Raw genomic sequence first — 22,083 nt, forward strand, 5'->3', positions numbered from 1 at the left:
GCCGGGCCGGCCCTACAGCCCGAGCTCGCCGTCGTCGGTGTTGTCACGGTGTTGTTGCTGCTGCTGTTCTTGGTCTTTGGCGATGTGCTCGTTGCGGTATTCGGCGGCGCGGTGTTGTTCGATGATGCGTTGGGCGGCGCGGTAGCTGGTGGCGTCGGGTAGCCCTGACTCGGCGATGAGCGCGGGGGTTGGGTTGAGTTCGAGGGTCCAGCCTGGTTGGCGTCCGGCCTCGAGCATGCGTTCGCGGGCGGCTGCGGATGCGGCTTGGGCCGCTTCGCTTTGGGCTTCCATGCGTAGCTGGGCGGTCAAGGTGCTCAGTTCTAGGCGTTTATCGGCGAGTTCGGCGGCGTGCTCGAAGTCGCCGAGGCTGGTGTTGTCGTAGTCGTGCAGCTCGCGGGTGAGGGTGTCTGCGTGTCGCTGCAGGCGGGTGTTGTGGTGCGGGATGTCTTTGTAGGCGTTCTCGACGCGCTGGAGCAGTCCTCTGGCTTTGGCGATGTGGGCGTCGCCGCCGACGGTGGGTGCTGTGGCGAACAGTTCGGCGTCTTCGATGGCGACGGTGGTTGACGGTACGTCGAGGGTCAGGTGCAGCTCGCCTTTGAGGTGGCTTCGCCGCGCGGTGATGGTGATGCCGTTGATGGTGGCGTCGAGGGGTTTGGTGTCGAAGCTGGATTTGTGTTTAAGGGCGAGATAGGCGTCGCGGCAGGCGGCGGCGAATGGGGCGGCGGCGTCTTTGCGTTCTGCGTACCCGCGGTCGCCCACGGTGATGTGTGCGGGCCGCTCGCCGGTCGCGGCGATCTGATCGAGGACTGGTGCGAGGGTGTCGAGTTCTTTTGTGGTGGCGTCAAGTTCACGCTCGGTGGACTGGCGCTGGTGGCGGCGGCGGGCGGCGGCGTCGCGGTGGGCCGATTCCAGGGCTGCCAGCCGTCTGACGTCGTCGTCGAGTTCGACTTGTCTGATGTAGCGGGGGTCGCCGGTAGCGATGGCCTTGGTTTCGGCGGCGGCGCCGGAGATGTCTCCTCCCCCAAGGTCTTCGATCTCATCGACGTCCACGTTTTCGCGTTTTACCTGTTCGATGAAGCGGGCTTTGAATTCGACTTTTTGCCACATGACGGTGTCGTAGGCGCCTTCGGTGACGTAACTGACGATGTCGATGTCGCTGTTTTGGTTTCCCTGGCGCATGATGCGGCCTTCGCGCTGCTCGAGATCGGCGGGACGCCATGGAACATCGACATGGTGTAGGGCGCGCATTCGGGTTTGAACATTCATGCCGGTGCCCATTTTTTCGGTGGACCCGATCAGGACGGAGACCTCCCCGGTGCGGCAGCGGTGGAACAGGTTGAGTTTGTCGGCCGGTTTGACGAAGTCGTGGATGAACGCGATCGCGTCGGCGGGCATGCCGCGGGCGATGAGTTCGTCACGGATCGCGCCGTAGAGGGTGAATTGGCGTGGGTCTTTAGACGGGGTGCCGCGGTCGCAGAACGCGAGTTGGAAGGCGCCGCGGATCGGCATGGCACGGCCGGTTTCCGGGTCGTGGTAGACGTTGTCGGCGCTGGCGCGGTGGATATCCATGATGTCGTCGGCGACTGCGGATGCCCGAGAGGTTGCCGGGGCTTCAAGGCCCGCCAGGCGCGGGTCCAGTGAGACGTTGCGGCCGTCGTTGGCGATCTTGAGTTGGTTGTCTTTGTCGGGGCGGCGGGGGTCGAGGTGATCGAGACGCCAGCCCAGGTCGGTGATGAAGTCTTTGACCTCTTGGCTGGGGGTGATGCTGTCGACGCGGCGCCGGCCGCCAGACAGGCGGGGAAGCTCGATGGGGACTTCGTCGCGGGTGACCACGTCGGTGAAGATCGACGAGAGTGCCAGCAGTTCAGGAAGATTGCAGAATTTCCCTACCCGGGTGACGGTGCGCAGGCTGGTGCCGGTGGCGTTGACTTCCACACCGCTCACAGGGGCGGTGAAGTTGGCTCCCCAATCGTTGATGTCAGCGACACCGGCGGCGGCGAGCAGGTCGGGACGCAGATAGTTCTGCATGACCCACAGCTCGCCCAGGGAGTTGGCCACTGGTGTGCCGGTGGCGAAGGTGGCCACCCGCTCGACGACTTGGTCGGGTCGCAGACCCGCGGCGCGGCCTTCGTCGTGGCGGCGTGCTCGCAGGACTTCGAGTTTCATGGCGAGGTCTTCGGCACGTTGAGCGGGGGCAGGGCAGGACAGTTCTTCGATGTTGCTGAGGCGTCCTTTGTTTTTGTACATGTGGGCTTCGTCGATGAAAAGGTAGTCCGCACCGGCATTTTCGAATGTGAGGCCGGTGTCTTTTCTGTCCTGCTTGGTCATGTCTTTGAGGCGGGCGTCGAGGCGTTTCTTCTGTTGTTCGACTCGCTTTTTGCTCATCGAGGTGAGGGCGCGGTCTTGGTGGTTGTCGAGTTCGTCGAGTTGGCGTTGGATGTAGTCGGCGTGGGTGTCGGCGCTGACCCCGATCGCGGTGAACAGGCTTTGGGGAACAATGACCATGTCCCAGTCGGTGGCGGCGGATTGCGCGACGAATCGGCGTCGGCCTTCAGGGTCGGTTCCTGGTGTGCCGAGCAGGATTCGGGCGGCCGGATACCATTGCGCGGCTTCTCTGCCGACTTGCTCGATGATGTGGTTGGGGACCACGATCCAGGGCTGAGAGCATAACCCGAGCCGTTTGAGTTCCATCGCTCCCATCAGCATGGATCCTGTTTTGCCCGCGCCGACCACGTGGTCGAGCAGCACGGTGGGTTCGGCGATGATGCGGGCGACAGCGTCGCGCTGGTAGGGGTGGGGCTCGAACTTCTCCGATAGGCCGGGCAGGCTCAGGTGGTCGCCGCGATGTTTCGGCGCGACAAGGCTGTTGAACCGGGCGTTGAATTCGGCGACCAGCTCCTCGCGGCGGCGGTCGTCGTCGAATACCCATTCCTGGAAGGCCTCGGTAATCTTGGCTGCCTTGGCTTGGGCGGCGAAGGTAGCTTCGAAATTGATTGTTGGGCCGCCGGTTTCGGCAACGACCTCGGCCGGCCGATTGACGGTGATCGGCTTGGAGTTACACAGCGCGTCGAGCAGCTCGATCGCGTCTTTGTACTCGGTGCCCCATGTTTCGGTCATGGCCACTGAGGCGCGTTGGTGGCGTGCGCAGTCCACTGACCAGGTGCCGCTGATGTGGTCGGCGACGACGGTGTCGGCGCCGAATGTCTCGTTGGCGAACTGGGCGACGTATTTGGCGTCGATCCATGGGGCGCCGGGGCGGACCCGGATTTGGGAGGCTTCTTTATCGGCGGGCATGACCGCCTGCAGCGCCGACATGTATTCGGCGTAGGCGGGATTGGTTTCGGCGGCGGCCCGGGCGGCGGCCAGTTTGTTGCGGACATTGCCTGACAGGGCGGTGACCGCGGGAACAAGTTCGTCGGGGTCGTCCAGGGACGGGTAGGCCAGCCCGCGTAGTTGTTCGCGGACCTCGTCAGGCTCTGCTCCCAGAAGGGTGGCGATGTAGTCGACGTCGATGCGCTGGTGCTGGTCGATACTGATGGCCAGGGCGTCGCTGATGGTGGCGGCGGTGTCGGGGACCGTGCGGGCGGTCAGGACGTCCACGGAGAAGATGGGCGCTTTGAGGGCTTCGCCGCTCTGTTCGTTGAACATCTCCAAGGCGGCGACGTTGGCCCAGCGGGGATCGTTTTTCATGCCGCCGTCCAGGTGCGGGCGGCGCTTGTAGGGGTTGCCGGCTTCCCAGGCCTTCTCCGACCATTCCTGCTGAAGATGCTCGGGCACCGGGCCCCGGTAGCGCACGCCGTCGATGCCTTGTGCTTTGCGCCATTGTTCTTCTGCGCCAGCCACTTTGCGGTCGTGGGACTCTTGGGTTGGCGGTTGCGGGTAGATCCATTTGAAGCGGTTGATCGGCCCGTACTTGCTCACGTAGCCGTCATAGAGCGTGTTCAGCTGCGCGCGGAGCTGCTCGCGCTCGGGTAGGGGTTGGCCGTCGCGCTGGGAGGCGATGACAGCGGTGGCGGCCTCGCGCAGCTCGATGAGCGAACGGGTTTCGCGCAGACGGCTTTTGGGGGTGCGCTGCTCTTGCCAGCTATGCCCGGTCCACCGTTGGATGCTGTCGGTCGGTGGGTGGTAGCGCAGCGCGTCCAGGGGTGGTTGTTCGGCGCGTTCGGCCTCGGTGAACAGGCCCGGGTCGAACACCGTGGTGTCGACGTCGATGAGCGAGTCAGCGGTAGCGGTCAGGGCGTGGCCGCGGGCCAAAGCGTTCTCGACGATGTCGCGGAGGCGGCCGCCGATGGCATCGGCGAGCGCCTCGCGGCTCTGCTGCTCCTCCCCCACGACTTTGAGGGTCGGTGAGCCGTGGATGCCTTGGCCCAGGGCCAAGGTGCCGACAACGTTGTCGGGGTGGTTGAGGAAGTATTCGTTGATGTTGAGGGCATCCCCGACGTCGTCGCGGCCGAAAACCGTCTCGTCGACGAGGTGGTCGAGGTCCTCGACGTCGAGGGTTTCAGTGTCGATCCAGGCGGTCAGGTCTGTGTCGGCGCGGTCGCTGTCTTTGCGGCGCAACACCAAGATGTCGGTGACGACCTCGGTGCCGGCGACTCGTTTGAACGCCGTGGACGGCAGCCGCACGGCGCCGATCAGGTCGGCTTCGGCGGCCATGGCCCGCCGGGCTCGAGTGTCGACGCTGTCCATGGTGTAGCGGCTGGTCAGGACCGTGACGTAGCCGCCGGGGGCGGTCAAGCTGATCGCTTTGTTGATGAAGTGGTTGTGGATGCTGAACCGGGCCGGGTTGTGGGCGGGGTCGATGAGTGAGAAGTTGCCGAACGGCACGTTGCCGATCGTGGCGACGAACGAGTCGGCGGGGACCCGGGTGGTTTCGAAGCCTTCGGCGCGGATTTGGGCGTGCGGGTAGAGCGCGGCGGCGAGGGAGGCGGTGACGGTGTCGTTGTCGACGCCGACCAGGACCGTGTCTGGGGGGGCTAGGCCGATGAAGGTGCCTGAGCCGCAGCCTGGTTCGAGGACACGGCCGTCGCGCAGCCCGGCGTGTCGGAGGGCGTCCCACATGGCCGCGGCGATGATTGGGTCGGTGTAGTGGGCGTTGAGGATGCTGGCTTCGGCGGCCCGGTAGGCGTCGGCTCCCAGCACGCTGCGGAGCTGGTCGCGCTCGGTGACGTATTGGTCGCTGCGCCGATCGAACAGCTCGGCGCAGGCTCCCCACCCTGACCAGCTGGCCAGCACGTCGCGTTCGGTGTCGGTGGCCGGCCTGCCGCCGTCGGCGCGCAGCCGTTCGAGCACGTCGATCGCCGCGAGGTTGGCCTGGATGCGGGCTTTGGTCCCTGACGGCACCCGGATGTCGGTGCCCAGGCGAAACCTCGGTGAAGTGAGCTCGACCGCCGATGGCGGGGCGATCTCATCAGCGCTGGACGTCGCCGCGGTGCTGGGTTCCTCGGTATTGACCCCGCGGGCGGGCTGCGTTGCCGGACTGGTGCCAGCCGGCGGCGCCAAGGTCTGCTTCTGGGAGTGCTCGGGGTCGGGCAGTGTGCGCTGCGTGAAGTCCAACTCCGCGGCGGGGTCGGCGGCGATCTCGGCGCCGCTGGTGTGGGCTTCGGCCGGGGTCGAGTCTAGGGCGTACAGGTCACCGTCGCCGGGCTGCGCGAGGTCGGCAGTGTCGTCGAGGCGGCGCGGTGGCGGTAGTGGCGTGCCGCCGGGGTCGATGCTGCGTGGGTCGGTGGGCTGGTCGAAGTCCTCGAACAGCGACAGTTGTGGCTCAGGTGCGATTACTTCACGGGATAGCCGTCGAGGCGAAGATCCTCGTACACCAGTGGTGCCAATTCGGCTGCCAGTGGATGCTGGGGGCCGTCCGGTAGCGGAAGCTGGTCCTCGAGGCGGGCGATCAACAGGTAGGCCGCTTTGATGCGGAACAGGTCCGAGAACTGCGGATCCGGCCACACCATCTCGGCCAGGGCCTCGATCTGCTCCCCCGGTTCGCTGCGATAGCGGGCGTCGTTCCAGCGCAGGTTCCACGGCACCTGGCTGGCTGGTACCGGCTGAGGAAGCGGCGGGTTGAACGCGACCGTCTGCTCGGGCGGTTCCTCGATCTGGTCGTAGAGCTCCTGCCGTACGACCGTTTCCCGCGCGTTCTGCAGCGCCGTCTCGCGCAGCCGCACGGTCGTCAGGTAGTCCGGGTGCGCGCCGTGGCGTTGAGTCCATTGCTGGATCGCTGAGGCTGCCAGGTCGTCGGCCATCTGGGCTGCCATCCGGTCCAATCGGGCCGTCAGGTCGTTGAGGTGCCGGCGCTTCTGTTGCGGTGTCCAGTCCGGGGGAAGATCCAGCCAATTGCGGTACACGTCGTGTACCGCTTGCTGCATCCATTCGGTCACTGGCGTCGTCAGTCCCTTCGAAGCTGAACAGATCCGGCTGCTGGTCGTCGGTCCTGCGCGCCATAGTGTTCTCCCGATGCCGCTCGTCATGAGTGTTTCTCCTGATGTGCGGCATCGGCCTGTGCGGTCGTGCCCGTGCCCGGCGACCGTGGCGGGCGGGATCGCCCGGCCGTGGTTACCTGTGTGCCCCGTGGGGGCGTCGTCACCGTCATGGTAACGAGTTGCTGCTGCGCTGGTGGGGTGCTAAGTCCTCGACGACCAGGTATGCCTGCGAAAGCGCCTGGTCAATGTCTCGAAGCTGCTGGTCAAGGCTTTGCTGTTGGCGTTCGGCGCGGGTTCGCAGCACCTTGAGCCGGTCGATGATCGAGTGGACGGGGACCAGAGCGGGGTGCGGTTTGACGTCGATGTGCAGGTTGACGGGTTTGCCGCCTTTGAGTGCGGCAAACGCTGAGCCGGGAGCCCACATGAGGTGGGTGTCGATTCTTTCCAAGGTTTCGGCGTTGGGGCTGTAGCCGCGCTTGCCCATGGTGGCTAGCGTTGTGCGGCCGGGCCCGCCCACCGCGGCCAGGCGGCTCTTACTCATCTGCAGCTCGAGTAGCCGCTTTTCGATCCACATGCGCAGGTTGTCGTAGTCGTCCTCGGCGTCGCGATCCACGATCGGGCCGGGTGGGCGGCTAATGGTGTTCTCGCGCGGTGTGGGTTCCGACCCGTGCATGGTCGCGTGCGCTGACCCTGGCTCCCAGGACAACAGTTCATCAAGTTTGGACAAGGTGGCGCTGCCCGGGACCCTGTCGTCTTTGCCGAGCAGGTTCAGCGTCGAGCGCGAGACCAGGCCTAGTTTGCTGGCTTCGAGCTGGCTCATTCCCAGCTCGCCCAGCCGCGCATTCATGTACTTGGCCAGCCGCTTCACATCGGGGGCAAGGGTGCTGCTAGCGAGCATCTCGACCTGATTTTGGGAGAGCCCGGTTTGGGCCACCACCTTCTTGATGTCATAGCCCTGGCGGAGTAGCGAGCGCGCCTCCTCGGCGGCGGCGTCTTCGTCTAACGGCTCAGCGCTGATGATCACCCTCCTGCGACAAGAGCCCTCGGCGGGTGCCCTGGTGTGCAAAAAATAGTACAGGTTTCAGTATGGCACTTCTAGAACAATCGCGGCACGAGCGCAACACGGAAGTGTTTACGCAACATAAGCAAAATAGGCGATGGGCAGGGGTTGTGCGATACGAGGGCGTCCGCCGGTGATCCAAGCCGCGCGCTGCGACGCTATAACCCAGGATCGTAGCCTTCTGAGCGGCGGGTCGCGCGGAGCTCGGTCGTGATGCTGATATCACCTGCTGGGCGGGCGATCTGCGCGAACACCGGCACCATCCAGTGATCCTGCGGTTCGTTCTCGTCCTGAGCAGGGCAGGAGAAGGCAGCGCGCTGAACGAACACCTCCCATGAAATAGCGCCAAAGTCCAGGCCGCGGCCGGACTTCTCAGCAAGAGCTGTCAACGGCGCCGTTGCCCAATTCGATGGCGCGGCCTTGGGCCAGGCTGTGCTCAACACGGGTTAGTTCCGAGGCGTCGTGGATGTCGAGTTTGTTGGCGAGAACTTTGGTGCCCGGCCAGAAATAGTCCTCCCACTGCACGGGCGTGGCTAGCGGTTGGCTACCGTCGGCGCCCGGGTATCGGCCAGGATGGCGGCGCGGTACTGCTCGCCCGTGATTTTCCCGATCGCCAGGTCGGTGAGCAAAGCAACCGACGCTACGTCGGGGATATCCCCTTCGATCATGCTGCTGGCTACCGCGTTGCTCACGCGCCGCCGCTGCTCCAGAGGTAAAGCGGCCAAGATTTCAGTGAAACTGTCAGGCGCGCTCATATCATGAATTCTACAGCGGCGCCGCGACATAGCAGCTACCAATATGAGGCAGGCGAGCGGGCTCAACCTCGGCAACGGGCGTGGTTGTGAAGCGGCGAAACGACTGATACAACGATGTCAAACAGACCGGCTCACATGAGCCGGCAACGGGGAAGCCGGGGTTCAGACGTGCCAATCATCCGCACCACCACCATCCTTGCCGCGATCGCCGCCACCGGAGGCGCGCTGAGCGCCGGTCTGGTTCATGCCGACCCGGGCACCGCGGTGGCCACCGCCAACACCACCAATCTGCACGCCCTGGGCAGTTCTACCCAGATCGGTGAGGGCACCTGGACGGTCACCAACCTCAAACCCAGCAGCGACGCCATCCCGTATCACCTCGACGGCGCGCTGTGGGAAGCCACGGCCACCGACGAGGCCACCCACGGCTCCACCACGCCTATCGTGTCGAACTTCAACGCCCGCGCCCGCAGCGGACAGACCTACCGCGAGCTGTTCCAGGTCGCGACCGCCCAGGGCGTCAACCCCGCAGGGCTGGCCCAGGGGCAACAGGCCAGCGGCAAACTGTACTTCGACGTCACCGGTGACACGCCCGACAGCGTGGTCTATAACGCCGGCGGCCCCGACCTGGCCGTGTGGGTACAACCCCCGCCGGGCACGGGCGCAGCGGCTGGCGGAACGGGCCGCGGGGGTAGCGCCGGGAACGGCTCGCCGACATCAGGCACCGGCGCTCCCCCGACCCCGACGGCGGTGCCAGCCGCAAACCCTGGCAGCGTCGGTACTCCTGCCACCGGTCTGGCCCAGGGCACTCCCCTGCCGGGCGCCGTGCCAAGCGGGCCGCAGACGCCGGCAGCGGCAACGCCTGCGGCGCCGCCGCCCCAAGCTCCCGCTCCTGGTGCACCTCAGACGCCTGCGCCAGCCGCGCCGCTACCCCAGGCTCCGGGTGCCCCGCAACCGCCAGCCCCGGGAAGCCTCGGCACCCCGCTTGCACCAGGACCCGACCAACAGCCAGTGTCCACCCCCCAGCCGGCAGCCACCCAGACGCCGGCCCCCCAGCAGGGTGCGACCGCGCCGGCGGCGGCGACCCCCTAGTTAACGGGATGACTCAGTCTCGGCGTTGCGGACGACTTACTGTTTGACGTCGACCCTGATCGATGCCGAGGGCATCATCGACGCTGTCGGAAGGCTCCTCCCAGAACTCGGGATCTGGAATTGACTCCTGGGCCGCTGCGGGGCCGCCGCTGGCGGCGCTGTCACGTCGTTAAATGCGCTGACGATCTCGCACGGGGGCTAACGCGGCCGGGCGAAGGTTTCCGGTGCCGAGAAGGGTCTACGCGGCACAGGAGGGAATTCAGGGGTGATTGTGGGTGTGGCGGGTTACCGCGCTGCGTGACCTCCGACTATTTCTGCAGGTCAGTGGTCGTCGAGCGTGGTCGATCCTCCTCTCCCCCGCCGCGGTGTCTGGCTCTAGTTTCGCGCCCGCCAGGTCATAGCGGCGGATGCTGAGGTTGTCCGGCTGGGGTCCTGCGGGTCCCTAGTAAGTAGAGAGTGCTGATCTGATTCGCCGGGACTCGGCGTAGTTCGTGTCGGCCGGTACATCTTTGGCCTGGTCAGTGCAGTCTGCGACCGCGGAACGTCTCTTGAGCGGCGTGCAATATTCCGCGCCTGCTGTCCGGGATCAGCTGTGGGTGGAGGTCCACTGGAACCGCCCGGCTGCCGACATGGCTCGTCTAGGGAATTCGAAACCATGCGGCCTCAATGCGGGTCTGCCATTCTCCTGGTTCCAGTTCCCGTGTGGTGCGCAGGAGCACCTATATCCTCCGAGCTTCGTGCGCGACTCTTCGGCGCCGCGGAGAGCGAAACTTAAGCGCTAAGAGGTTCTTTGTCGCTGTGCATTCGCACCGTAATGGTGGGCCGCGGAGTTGATCTGGAAAGTGCCTCCTCTCCCCCACTTCGAGCCTGTCGACGTGTGCCCTGCGGTGCTGCCCGGGTTGTGCGCGAAGGGGCGACGTCGACGCCGCCGAGCGCCCTGGGGTCCGCGCGAGGGCCGACCTCACATGGCCCACTGCGTGCTGTGTGCAGCACAGAGAGGAGTTGAGGACGAGAGGCTGATGGTGATCGCCTCCTGAGCGCGCGAGCCACGAGCGTGCCGGCATGCGCAACGAATGCGGCCCGAGTTGTTGTGGGCATCCGTGTCGCTACGGCATCGTAGTTCGGGTCGGCTTTATGTTCGATGAGTGCAAGGCACGGAGAAAATGGCACTGATCTGCAGGGATAACGCTGCTGAGCCGTTTGTGCATTTCCGTCGTCACACGCAACCGGATTGGTCGTGGGACACGGGGGCATCTCCCCTGCCCGATGCGTATCCGAGTAGGGATGCAGAAACGGCGTTTCAGTCGAGTAACCAGTCCCATGATGATGGGGCTAACCAGCGGTGGTCCACAACGCGCCGAGTGGTGTATTACGAACCGGCTGCACTTAGGAGAGGGATACCCTGTGGTCAGCCGTAATCCTAAGCGTATAGCTAGCCGTAGTCAGATACGGATGTTGTGCGGTGGTTCGAAACGGCTACAGCAACTAGTCGTCACACCAAGGAAAGCACGGATCACGAGTTTGGTGTGTAGCCGGAAAGAGGTACGACGTCTGAGTGCCGATGTATCACCACAAATCAGAGGTATGGGATGTCGGAGTGGTATAGAATCGGCCATCCCAATCGGCCAACGGTTTGTGACGCCCATCAAGCAGCGTGTACCAGGACGCGATGTTATGCGGCTAGTACTGCGAAGTAGTAGACCGGTAGAGAAGCCGACAGAACTACGGGTCGATAACGCGCTGGATAAACCAACGGGTAAGCGGGCTACGAAACGAGTATTGACCTATCTGGGTACACGGATACAGATATGAAACCCGATGGGAGGTAACAAACGGATCACCATCGGTTGTGTATAGTAGACAGCCAACCGGGTGCCGAGCTACTATCGCGGGTATGACAGTGCTCGCGGAGAAGGTGGTCGTCGCCACGCAGAAGGGCGGCAGCGGTAAGTCGTCAATAGTGGCCGGCATAGGGGTGGCCATCGCCCGTAAGGGTAGAAAAGTGCTGGTCGTGGACGCTGACCAGCAGGGAAACCTGACGATCGACGATCTTGGTGTCCCCGAAGAACTGTGGGATAAAGGCAAGAACCTCGCCATCGCCCTGCAATACGGACCGGGCGGGGGAGTCGCACTTGAGCCGTACCGCAATATCCGCCCAAACCTCGACATTCTGATGGGCGGCCCGGCGATCGGCCAGGTATCCACGGCCATCGCCGCATCAACCGAACCGGTCGACTTGGCCGAGAATCTCGACGCTGCGCTCACCGAGCTATGCGAACGCGAAGGGTACGACATCATCCTGGTCGACTCCGGACACGGCGACAAAGTACTGCTCATCGCCCTTCTGCAGGCTTGCCGCTATCTGGTCGTGCCGACCAAAGAAGATGGGGCGTCCCTCAATGGGGTGCGTCAACTCGCGGCTACCTACCGCCGCGCCAAGCGGTACGGATCCCCGATCTCGCTGATCGGCGTCGTACTCTTCGACGTGAACCCCAACGCCTCGGTGCGGCTGCCGCACGTGTTCAACCAGGTCAAGGAAATGCTCGGATCTGAGGTGGAACCGTTCCAAGCCACAATCCGCAGCGCGCCGGCGTTGGCTATCGACATGCGAGAGCGGCACCTGACCGCCCAGGAGCTCGCTAACCCCAGCGAAGAGCAGAAAGCGACCCTGATGACCGCGCTGCGGAACCGGGGCAGAAGGGACGCCACCGACCGACTGTGGTCAAAAGACCCGGGGGCGGTAGCCCAGGACTACCAGGAGCTGACCCGGGAAGTCCTGATGCGCGCGTCCAAAGAGCGAGCAGCCGCAGCAGCGGCGGGAGCACAGGAGTAAGGAGCGCCCCCATGGCCAAGAAGAGTGTCTTTGACGAATCCGCCCTTGATGACGACCTGGACGAATTCCTACCAAGGGTTGGGGTCGGCAGCCGGGCGGGGCAGCCTGATCCGGTCGGTACACCCGCCCCGCCTGCGGCGCCGGTCGAAACGCGAGCGAACGAAGTCCAGGCTGAGACGAGCCCGCCGGGCGGGGGAGTGGGGGCGGCAGGCAGCCGGACCGCGAAAGCTGGCGACTCCGACGGTGAAGGTAACCCGACCGCGGAGATTTCGGCAGACAATCTGGCGAAGCTGCGCAGCTTGAACCTGGCGGAAAAGAAGAAGAACCCGGCCAAGGCCCGCACTTATGGTCAGATCGTGCTCGATGCCATCGACGCCGTCCATGAAGAACTCGCCCGCCACTGGAAACCGGCAGAGAACGCCGAAAAAGCGCCGGGCAGCTTGTTCACCCGCCAACCCGTGGTGCGCAAGCGTCGCCGTCACATTGCCCCGCCGGCCAAGATCGCGCTGACCGGTCTGAACCCGGCTGATGCGAAGACTATCGATGAGCAGCTGGTTAAAGAGTGGGGAGCGCCGTCACGCAGCGCGCTTGTCGATGAGGCGCTGACCCTGTATTTCAAGCGGCGCCGTGGTCCGGCCCGGGCAGAGAAAACGGTCAACTCTGCCGCGTCGTAACCTCTCGTGGCACCTCGGCTAACGTGGTGTTTTGGCTAGTTGAGCCACGATTTCGGCAAGTTGGGCGATGTTTTCATCGCGCTGGGCGAGGGCGGCCTTGAGTTGGGCATTTTCGGCTTGCAGTGTGGCGTTGGCCTGTCGCGCGGCTTCGAGGTCTGCGCCTTGAAGCTGGAGCAGATGCTCCCAGTCGGTCGCTGCCGTGGTGGGTGGCCATTTTCCGCGTGCGTGAAGGTAGCGCTCGAAGCTGTCGGCGAACAGGAACCATGCTGGGCGGCCTTGGCGGCCGGTGACGTGGCCTTGCTCGGCGTCCACGGCGCCGGTACTGGCCAGCTCTGATGCCCATCGGGGGCTGCGTCCGGCTAGGACGGCCGCGGTGGCGGCGAGATATGAGCGTTGTCCGGAGGGGCTGAGGACTTCGCCGTGCTCGCCACCTGGCCACGGGGCGCCGACCGGCGAGTGCATCGTCTAACGGTACCTGCTGATGTGCAGATTGCAGCCTTCGATTGCGGAAATCATATCGCAATATCAGCGGCTAATTTCGGAATAACCGCCACAGAGTGCAGCCTGGGGGACACGCATAACCGAAATCTTCGAGAAAGCAGTGTGCTGCGGTAGGCTTGCGATCAGCACTAGGACAGGGCTGAGCTGGGATTTCAGAGAGGTTCGGAGATGGTGGGCTTTTCGGAAGATATTCGGAAACCTTCGAGCGATGGTGACGTCGACGAGGGCTCAGCGACCGGTGCAAAGTCCGACTGGCGGCGCCGTGAGCGGCGTCAAGCACAGAAATACTTTGGTAAGCGCCTCACCAACGCTGATCACCAGCTCATCAAGAACTATGCGCAAAGCCTCGACCTCGACATGTCGGATCTCATCGCGCCCTATGTCGACAAGATTCTCAAGCAGGCCCGCGCTCACGCTCGGCAGACAACTCGCGCTATAGCGTCGTAGGTGCATCGGCGCTTGGGCGCCAGGCTAGGTGTGCTATCTCGTGACATCGGTTACGCGGCGAAGTCACCGAACCACAGTTGCAACGGCCTCTCGGGGCGGTCGGGGTCCTCAGTTGTCGCCGAATGTGAAGCCGAGCTGTCCGTCCACGTCCTCGGTCTGCTGGCCCTGGTCTGCCTCCGCGTAGTTGGGGCTGCGCTGTACGTCGTTGGCGTTGGGGCCAGGCCAGGTCACTCCGGCGGCGGCGAGGTCGGTGTAGCTCGCGACCGGTTTGGCGAGGATGGCGTTGAGCACGTCGGCCTGCGCAGGCTGCAGCTCAACGAGGCGACTGAGCACCGACAGTAGGTCGATGAGTTCGCCGTTCCACTCCGTCGGCCAGGTCGTGGCGTTGATGTCGTCCAGCGGGCTGGTGCGGCGCCCGGTCGGGTTGGCCTTGCGGTAGTTGAACCAGGATTTGACGACTTCTCGGCCGCCGACGGTGTAACCCCAAACCGCTTGTGGGACAGGGCCAAATGAGCCCCCGCCGATGTGGATGGTGGCGGTGTCGGAGTCGTAGGTCATTGCGGTCGGCATTGACTTGACTGCGGTCAGGTTGGTGATGCGGTGCGGGTCACCCGCGGGGTATCGGACGTCGCTGCCGTGGATAGCGGTGAACCGTTCGGCGTAGGTATGTAGCCAGATCGCGTGGCGGCCGAGGTCGATGGCTTGTTGGAGCAGTTCAGGGTCGGTGGTGATCGGGACGCGGATTCCGGGGGTGTCCAGTTCTTCGGTGAACTGTTCGGTGAATCCGGGGTGGGCGGTGACGCCGGCGATGTATGCGATCAGGTCCTCGGCGGTGAGTTTGCGGCCACTGATAGTCGAGAGGGCTCCGAGGAGGCCTTTGGCGATGTTGGGGCGCCCGCCGGGGTGCAGCATCGGTAGTGCGCGGCCGCCTCGGTTGTTGAAGTGGTGGGCATCGGGGATGAGGGCCGAGAGCATGACGCCTGGTCCGTCGCTGACTGGTTGGGAATGCTGTTCGATGACGAACATCTGACCGGGGAGCCGTGCTGCCCACAGTTCCGGGCGTGAGCGATCCAGCAGTCGCCGGTCGGCGATTATCCATTGGCGATCGAATGAGCGGTAGCCGTATCGGACGATGCGTGCGGTGTTGACGTAGCTGGCTGTTTCGTTGTTGAACGGGCGGTCGGTGTGCGGTTCGGTATCCGGAGCGGCGAAGGGGTCTTTGCGCGCAGTCAATGACGATGTGTCAGTTTGCTTGAATAGTTCGGCTTTGCGGGTGGTATCAGGCTCTGCGACAAGCCGTTTGAGGCGCTCTTTGAGGACGGCGACGACGGGGGCGCTGGGCCAGTTGCGGTTAGCGGTGATCCCGGTGCTGCTCCAGGGCAGCAGATCGTTCAACGCGGGATAGTCGTCCCACTGGGACTGAGTCGCAGGCGTGAACGGGGCCTGCCAGGTGGTGCGCGTCGGGTGCCACTGCGTGTCGTGGAGGTTCAGCTTGGCCAGGGCGCCGTACTTCTCGGCACGGTGACCGTGCACGGCGGTGTAGTGAATTTGGGCGGGGGTCTGCGGGTCGCAGTGCGGGGTTCGGGTGAAGATGGCGATCGCCAGGGGTTGTTGGACGCCCGGGAAAATGCGCGTGGCCACCTCGGGGCGTTGCCCTTCGGGCGAGACGTCGATGATCCAGCCTTCGGTGGTGTTGCGGCGCAGATATTCGCGCATCCCTTTGAAGCCGGGGCCGCGCAGGTAGCCCGATGTGGTGATGTAGCAGACGATGCCGACGTCGCCGTCGGGCTGATCCCTGTTGGCGTCGAAGACTTTCCATGTGCCCCAACGCCAGAAGTAGACGTACAGGTTTTTCAGGTTGAATTCGTGGCGGCCGTTGCCTTCGGCTCGGAAATCGTCGAGCGGCTTGTAGGGGTCGGCGCCGCTGCCCCGCTCGACCCAGCCGCCCATTCCTTCGGCACGTTCGCGGTACGGCGGATTGCCAATTACCACAGTCACTTTCGTCTTTGCTTTGACGCGGGCGGCGCGTTTGCGGGAGCGGCTGATCAGCTCCAGCCCGGAGCCCAGTTGCGTCTGCTCGGCGTAGGGATCGTCCAGGGTGTCGGTGACGAACAGCCCGAGCCCTCTGGGCGGCAGGGTGGCGCCGATATCGGCCAGCAGGTCGGTGGCGCGCAGCTCGGCGACGGCGAACGGCCCCATCTGCAGTTCGAAGCCATAGAGCCGGGTTGCCAGGCCGGTCACCGCGCCGGCGACAGCGCCCTTGCCGTCGCGGGCCTCGACGCGGTCAGCGACGTGCTCGATGACCTGCTGGAGATACCCGCCGGTGCCCATCGCAGGATCCGCGATCACCACCGATGGGTCGGCGAACCCCTCGGGTCGGTCCAGTCGGTGGACGAGAACGTCTTCGGCGAGGCGCACCATCTGCTCGATGACCTGGTGCGGTGTGTAGTAGGAGCCGGAGAGCTTGCGGAGCTCGGGATCGTATTCGCCGAGGAACCGTTCGTAGAGGTGCAGATATGTATCGCGGTTGCCTGCACGGACTTTCGGCCAGTCGACGGCGCCGATCACGCGTACCAGCAAGTCCAGTGTTACCCGGAAGTCAGCGGCGACGTAGTCGGTGAGGAGCTGCAGGGCACGTGACATCAGGGAGTGCTGCCCGGCCAGCTTGGTGCCGACCTCGTGCAGACTGCCGGCGGCGACAAGGTCAATGTTCTCGGTGCGGGCCAGCAGCAGCGCGAAGGTGACGGCCTGAGCGTACCCGTCGGCGAAGACGTCGTCGGTGGCAGTGGGAAACAACAGGGCCCGCCAGTCGCGGGCCAGGCCGTGGAAGGGCTGATCGGCTTCCTTAGCGCCGGCCGCGATCGCGCGGGTTTCTTCGGCGAGCTGGTCGAGGACTTCGCCGCGTAGAAGCCGGCACAGCGGTGCGACCTCGCGAACGAGTGCGACGACGCCGGTGATGTCGACCGGGTCCCACCGCAGAAAGTCGGTCAGCAGGACCTCAAAGTCGTCCCCGCAGGTGAGTTTGGTTCCCGCGGCACGCAGTGTGCCGCCGGCCAGGTGCACAGGGTCTCTGACTGGGTTGCCGTGGTGGTAGAGCCGCCACTCGGTTCCGTTGGTGTAGATCAAGTTGGGAAAGTCGCGTTGGCGTTCCCATTGGCGCTTGTTGTGGCCGGTGAACGATTCGGGGTCCAGGTTCGCCCCCGGTTTCTTGACCTCCAGGTAGCCGGTGATGGCCCCGTCGACGCGGATCGCGTAATCCGGGCGGACGCCGCGGTCTTTGTCGCTGACTTCGTCGTGAGGGACGACTGTCAGCGACAGGTTCTGGCCGGCGGCGGTGAGCAGTTCTTCTATGGGGGCTCGGATCGCTGCCTCGGCTTCTCCTGGGCCGGCTAGCTTTTTCTTGCAGACGTCACCGAGTGCTGATGTCGCATCGACGATCCATTGCGCAGGCATACGTCCTCACAGGTCATTCCGAGCGTCTGAGGACATCAAACACTGCTGTCTGGGCAAGGTCGGGTATTTCTGGGTCCTGGAGAGCCGGTAGATGCCGCCCTACAATGCCATCATCGTGTCGCGCCGTGTCACCAACGTGGTGGAACACCACAGCTAGGTCTCTCGGGCGGCCTATAGCGTTTAGCGCCACAGGTCGTTTCGAGTTGCGTCGGGGGCAGGAGAGCCGTCGCGGCGGGCGCGGTCGATGAGCGCTTCGAGTCGTGTTTGTTCGGCGGCTGCTTGCTCGGTTCGGCGCTGAGCGCTGCGGCGGCGCGCGGCCGATAGGGCGGCGAATGCTTTAGCACGGCCGGGGCCCGACTGTGCGGCCTGTGCTGCGGCTCGGCCGGCTAGATGTGCGCGGTGCGATGCGGCGTTCTCTGCGATGCGGATTCGTTGGGCGGCGCGGGCTTGGGCTTCGCGTGCCTCGTCGAGGGCGGCTGGCCGCTCGCCCAGGTTGTCGGCACCGTGCCAGGTCAGGATCGCGCCGAGGAGCCCGATCGGGCGGGCGGGGGAGTCGGGGATGCGCCGGCCCACGCCGAGCCAGTCGGTGATGAGTTGGTTGAGGTCGCGTGGGGTCCAGCCGGCGGCGGCTGGGGCGGCGAGCATGGCGGCCCAGCTGGTTGGGGTGAAGCGTCGGGCCCATGGTGGGGCGTGCGGATGGTTACGCCAGTCCGCGGCCAGGCGCCGACCTCCTGGGTCTGGAGCTGGGCGGCGCGTAGCGACGCCTTGCCGGGCGCCCTTGTGGCGCCCGTGGGTAGTAACCAGTCGGTTTTGAGGTGAGGTGTGAGGGGTTACTGGGGACCGTTCCAGGTGGGGTGACACGCTGTGGATAACCCGGTTGACCTGGGCGTCGTCGTGCAGCGCCCACACGGAGGCCCAACCGCGGTGGCGATCGCCCATGCGCCAGGACGCCATACGTTCGATGTAGGTGCGTTGGCGGCCGCGCAGCACCTCGGTGGCCACCGCGAGAAGGCGTAGACATTCACGGGCCCGCTGGACGGTGCGTTCAGTGAATCCCGTAGCGTCGGCGAGCTGTTCGTTGGTGGGGCGGGCGTTGCGGCCGGTGTCAGCGTCTGCGGTCCGGGCGAACGCGGCCGCGATGACGACCAGGGTTCGTTTGGCGATGCCGCCAGAGGTCATCTGCGGCCGGATTTCGGCGTAGCGCAGGTCGTAGGCCGCCGCGACGGTCACGTGCGCCCAGTAGGCGCCGCCGCCGGACCAGCACGGCACGCCGACGTAGGCGTCGTCGGCGAGCTCGAGGTTGACGAACAGGCTCGGCGGCGGGGGAGCAGCGCCGAGCAGGCGCCGACCCCGGCGGATATCGAGCACCTCGGCTACCGGGGTGGTGCGCACGACACCGCGGCGGCGGTGAACGGCGCTACAGCCGCGATACGTTCGGGGCCGCGTAGCAAACGGCCGGTGTTCGCGCGCGGGCCCGGCCGGTCGACGGTCGGGCGATGGTTTGACACGCTGCGCCGGCTCTGGTGCTGGACGCAGGCATGCGCTACCGTAAGAACTGCCTGTCAAAGCAAGTCCCTTCGGGGATGGGGCGGTCTACCGCCTGCCCAAAGCCCTCCGGTTGCCTCCGGGGGGCTTTGAACGTTCGGGGGTAGTTAGTGCCTGATGTCGGTATTCAGTTGAGCCGCTGCATGATTCGGGGCCGCGGCGCTCAAATGGTCAGGTGCATCGCCTCCATTTGCGGGTAGCGCGGATCAGGGTGGGCGCACCCGGTAGTTGGGTGCGCGGCGGCATGCATGGCTGAGGGATGGGGTGATGGGGTGCGAGGAGCGTTGTGGTGCACCGGCATTGGCACGGATTCGCGCCCCGGCGCCGGGCGCGGGGGGAAGGGCCGTGTGGCGGCGTGATCCTTCTTGCGGCTCACGATGGGTGTCCTCTATCCTGGAGCCAGCCCCTTGGAAGGCTTGGTTCCTGTTGTAGGGAGCCCGGATCGAAGGTGGTGCTTCGATTCGGCAGATGGGCCCCGCTTCGGCGGGGCTTTTCTGCGTTTAGCGGGCGGTCGTATTCAGTTGGCTGGGGTCGGGGTTCCTCCTGGTGCCTGTGTTGTTGGTGAGTTTTACACGCGCGTCGGCGGATGAACCGCGCCGACACGCGGGAACGGTGATTTGGCTAGTGAATACAGGCGGCGAAGCTGGCCGCGGGGCTCCGGCGACGCGAAATGCGGATCGTCCGGCTCTTGCGCACATGGTAGGTGATGCTACAGACTAGGCAGTGGGTAAACGCAAGTGATGCAGGCTTCGTGTCGCGGGCCTGTGACGAAGGAAGCGGTGAAACATGACGGACTCGATCTCCCTTGACACCGACGCTGCAGCGCAGTCGGTCGCGGCTTGGCGTGACTACGGCGACCAGGTCGAGGCGCACGGCCGGCATCACCACATGACGCTTGAGGAACTGCGCGCCGCGGTGGGGGACACCTACACGCCTTACGTGCAGGCCAAGCAAGCCGAGATGGCGGCGCGCGAGGCCGCCTATCAGCGGGTGGCTGCTAACGCGCGCGGCTTGGCGGATCACCTGAGCAACACCATCACCGTCTTCGAAGCCACCGACGACGAAAACAAGACGCATATCAACGCCGTTCTAGACGCGTAGCCTCAGCGTATGGACCTGACGGTCGACCCCGACGGCCTGCGCGCCGATGCCTCCGCTCTGCAGGGCTCCGCGGCCCCAGCAGGGATGGCACCGGTGGCCCAGGCTGCCGCGGCCGACACGGTGTCCACCCATCTGGCGGCCTCGTTGACCACCTGGGCGCAGTCACTGCACCTGCTCAATGACCATGCAGGACAGCTACGGGCAGCCGGCGGGCTAGCGCTTAACGGCACCGCGACGACCCTGTCGAGCACCGACACCGAGAACGCGGCGGCGATCAGCGGCATCCTCGACGGCGCGGCAACACCGGGTGCCCCAAGCCCCGCAGCGCCAGGTGCAGTTCCCGACGTCGCGTTGCCGACCCTTCCTGTTCCGCCGACGATGACCCCGCCGGCGCCCATGCCAGCCGAGCAGATCGCGGCGCTGGTGCATTCCGGCCCCGGCCCGGGGGCTCTGCGGAACTTCGCCAACCACGTTCGTGAGGCACTTGGCGCGACGGTGCTCCACACGGCCGCCAACGTTCGCAACGCCGGGACCTCGGTTGCCCAGAATTGGCGCGACGGCCACCAACAGGCGGCCAGCAATATCACCGACCACGCGGACTGGCTGGAGTCCAGTCTTCACCCACAGGTCCTTGCGCTGGCCGGCGCCGCCGACGCAGCAGCCGAGCACACCGACACGTTGATTCAGAGCACCCCGCACCCGCAGGAGTTCACCGATCTGAACCAACGCTTGAAGGTGGCGATCGCCCACTACAACGCCACCGGCGGGTCTAACGCTGCGCAAGTCGCCACCCTGTCGGGCGAGCTGACCAAAAAACGAGCCACGGCGATGGCCGCGTTCCAGACCTTCGCCACGGCCGCGCCACCCACGCTCACCGGTGCGGCTCAGCCGCCTACCCCTGCGCCGCCGATCGTGCAGAATCCTGGGGCCTCAGTTGAGCAGCTTCAACCGCCTGCCCATACAGAACAGGCCAGCAAGCACGATGGACGTGCCGTCGGGCATGACCATCACGGTCACGGCCCGGGCGATCCCGATAATCCCGATCTGGCCGACTCCGGTACCGCTGCACCGCAGCCGACACCTGGGCTGGCAACACCGCCGGCCGCCGCCGCGGCGGCCGATCCGAATACCGCGAACACGGTGGCCAACGTCGCCGGAATGATCATGGGCGCGGGAACCGGCGCCGTCGGCCAGGTCACTCACGGGCTGGGCGGCGGCTCGCCGCTATCGGCGCTGTCGAGTCTGTCGTCGCTTCCCGGGATGGGCTCAATGCCCCACATGGGCTCCCCTGAGATGCCCGAAAGCGGCGGGGGACCGGACAACTCGTCGCCTGATGGCCCGGGAGCCGGGGACTTCGGTAGCGGCGGAACCAGTCCCGCGTCCGGCGTCGGGGACGGCGGGGCCGGCGGCGGTGGTGGTGCGCCGATGACAAGCTCGAGCCCGGCCGTTGGCCCGCCCACGGGGTCAAGTGTGGGCGTCGGCGGGCCCGCCACTGGGTCGGCGCCGCCCACCGGGTCTGCATCGGGCGGCGGGTTCGGCATGATGCCGCCGATGATGGGCGGGATGGGCGGCAAGAACGACGCCGAGCGTAAGTCCGAGGAACGCCGACGGGTTGTCATGCGCCCGGTGGCCAATACCGAAGCGGTGTTCGGTGAGGTTCGTCGTGAACCGCGCCGCCGCGCCGAAAAGGACAAGAAGTAGGGGCTGGTTGAGGGAATGTCGCTGTATCGCAGCGGATTTCGGACACTTCAAGGGAGATGAGAGATGGCTACACGGGCAGAAATGTCATCGGCGATGATCGATAAACTTCTCGATGCGATCTACCGCTGGGAAGACAAGGTGAATGCGTTCACCGCTACCGGTGATCCCGACGACGACATCGTGTTGACACACGATGGGCGGGGGCGGCTGATCGGCTGCGACATTCGCCCTGGCCTCCAAGAGGAGCTGACTGTCGGTGAGCTCGAGGAGGCGATGAACGACGCGATCGCCCGCAACGCCGCGCGCACGCATGCAGGAATCCAGGCCATGGCTGCGGAGTTCCGTGAAGAGTTTGCGCACATACCCGAGGAATTCGCCCAGCATCCGGTGGCCGCCGAATTCGCGGCGGCACTACGCGGCGCGGGCTAACCAGTATTTACGGCCTGGAAAATACCCGGGCGCAGTGTCGCAGCAGACAGCTACCATTTTTACAGGAAGCAGA

Annotated in this window: 15 protein-coding genes; 7 read left to right on the forward strand and 8 right to left on the reverse strand. The window is 65.3% G+C overall.

Annotated features, from left to right (window positions below; translation table 11 throughout):
• Positions 1–12 precede the first annotated feature (12 nt).
• The 5 genes from AWC17_RS25045 to AWC17_RS25060 form a co-directional block, all read right to left on the reverse strand.
• Complete coding sequence (locus tag AWC17_RS25045; RefSeq protein ID WP_085165209.1) at positions 13–5,556, reverse strand: helicase-related protein; 5,544 nt, start codon at positions 5,554–5,556, stop codon at positions 13–15.
• A 218-nt stretch (positions 5,557–5,774) separates the two neighbouring features.
• The gene (locus AWC17_RS25050) at positions 5,775–6,377 is read right to left on the reverse strand and encodes a hypothetical protein (protein ID WP_244193520.1); all 603 of its coding nucleotides are present in this window, start codon (positions 6,375–6,377) and stop codon (positions 5,775–5,777) included.
• 208 nt (positions 6,378–6,585) lie between these two features.
• Positions 6,586–7,443, reverse strand: coding sequence for a hypothetical protein (locus AWC17_RS25055; protein ID WP_085165213.1), 858 nt, complete (start codon positions 7,441–7,443; stop codon positions 6,586–6,588).
• 194 nt (positions 7,444–7,637) lie between these two features.
• Positions 7,638–7,922 carry a hypothetical protein gene (locus tag AWC17_RS32260; RefSeq protein ID WP_141224768.1) on the reverse strand — a complete coding sequence of 95 codons (285 nt, stop codon included), beginning with the start codon at positions 7,920–7,922 and terminating at the stop codon, positions 7,638–7,640.
• A 90-nt stretch (positions 7,923–8,012) separates the two neighbouring features.
• Positions 8,013–8,234: an antitoxin VbhA family protein gene (locus AWC17_RS25060; RefSeq protein WP_085165215.1), complete on the reverse strand. Its 222-nt coding sequence runs from the start codon at positions 8,232–8,234 to the stop codon at positions 8,013–8,015.
• A 168-nt stretch (positions 8,235–8,402) separates the two neighbouring features.
• Between AWC17_RS25060 and AWC17_RS25065 the strand changes: the two genes are divergently transcribed.
• From AWC17_RS25065 to AWC17_RS25075, 3 genes are all read left to right on the forward strand, one after another.
• On the forward strand, positions 8,403–9,326 hold the full coding sequence (locus AWC17_RS25065; protein ID WP_244193521.1) for an MPT63 family protein: 924 nt from the start codon (positions 8,403–8,405) through the stop codon (positions 9,324–9,326).
• Positions 9,327–11,220: 1,894 nt separating this feature from the next.
• Entirely contained in the window at positions 11,221–12,159 is a 939-nt protein-coding gene (locus tag AWC17_RS25070; protein ID WP_085165217.1) for a ParA family protein, read from the forward strand.
• 11 nt (positions 12,160–12,170) lie between these two features.
• Positions 12,171–12,833: a hypothetical protein gene (locus tag AWC17_RS25075; RefSeq protein WP_141224770.1), complete on the forward strand. Its 663-nt coding sequence runs from the start codon at positions 12,171–12,173 to the stop codon at positions 12,831–12,833.
• Positions 12,834–12,851: 18 nt separating this feature from the next.
• Here AWC17_RS25075 and AWC17_RS25080 read toward each other — a convergent pair whose 3' ends face one another.
• On the reverse strand, positions 12,852–13,295 hold the full coding sequence (locus AWC17_RS25080; protein ID WP_085165221.1) for a hypothetical protein: 444 nt from the start codon (positions 13,293–13,295) through the stop codon (positions 12,852–12,854).
• Positions 13,296–13,502: 207 nt separating this feature from the next.
• On the opposite strand from AWC17_RS25080, the gene AWC17_RS25085 reads away from it, so the two are divergent.
• The gene (locus AWC17_RS25085) at positions 13,503–13,781 is read left to right on the forward strand and encodes a hypothetical protein (protein ID WP_085165223.1); all 279 of its coding nucleotides are present in this window, start codon (positions 13,503–13,505) and stop codon (positions 13,779–13,781) included.
• Between the two features lie 108 nt (positions 13,782–13,889).
• Here AWC17_RS25085 and AWC17_RS25090 read toward each other — a convergent pair whose 3' ends face one another.
• Positions 13,890–17,234 (reverse strand): type ISP restriction/modification enzyme, encoded by a 3,345-nt coding sequence (locus AWC17_RS25090; RefSeq protein WP_085165224.1) that lies wholly within the window; start codon positions 17,232–17,234, stop codon positions 13,890–13,892.
• Positions 17,235–17,414: 180 nt separating this feature from the next.
• The gene (locus tag AWC17_RS32890) at positions 17,415–18,602 is read right to left on the reverse strand and encodes a helix-turn-helix domain-containing protein (protein WP_085165404.1); all 1,188 of its coding nucleotides are present in this window, start codon (positions 18,600–18,602) and stop codon (positions 17,415–17,417) included.
• 963 nt (positions 18,603–19,565) lie between these two features.
• Between AWC17_RS32890 and AWC17_RS25100 the strand changes: the two genes are divergently transcribed.
• From AWC17_RS25100 to AWC17_RS25115, 3 genes are all read left to right on the forward strand, one after another.
• Entirely contained in the window at positions 19,566–19,880 is a 315-nt protein-coding gene (locus AWC17_RS25100) for a hypothetical protein (protein WP_085165226.1), read from the forward strand.
• A 9-nt stretch (positions 19,881–19,889) separates the two neighbouring features.
• A complete protein-coding gene (locus AWC17_RS32895; RefSeq protein ID WP_167385637.1) occupies positions 19,890–21,581 on the forward strand; it encodes a hypothetical protein in 1,692 nt (563 codons plus the stop codon).
• A 63-nt stretch (positions 21,582–21,644) separates the two neighbouring features.
• Positions 21,645–22,010 (forward strand): hypothetical protein, encoded by a 366-nt coding sequence (locus AWC17_RS25115; protein ID WP_141224774.1) that lies wholly within the window; start codon positions 21,645–21,647, stop codon positions 22,008–22,010.
• The last annotated feature ends 73 nt before the right edge of the window (positions 22,011–22,083 follow it).

Origin of the sequence: Mycobacterium nebraskense, assembly GCF_002102255.1 — a bacterium.
Classification (GTDB): domain Bacteria; phylum Actinomycetota; class Actinomycetes; order Mycobacteriales; family Mycobacteriaceae; genus Mycobacterium; species Mycobacterium nebraskense.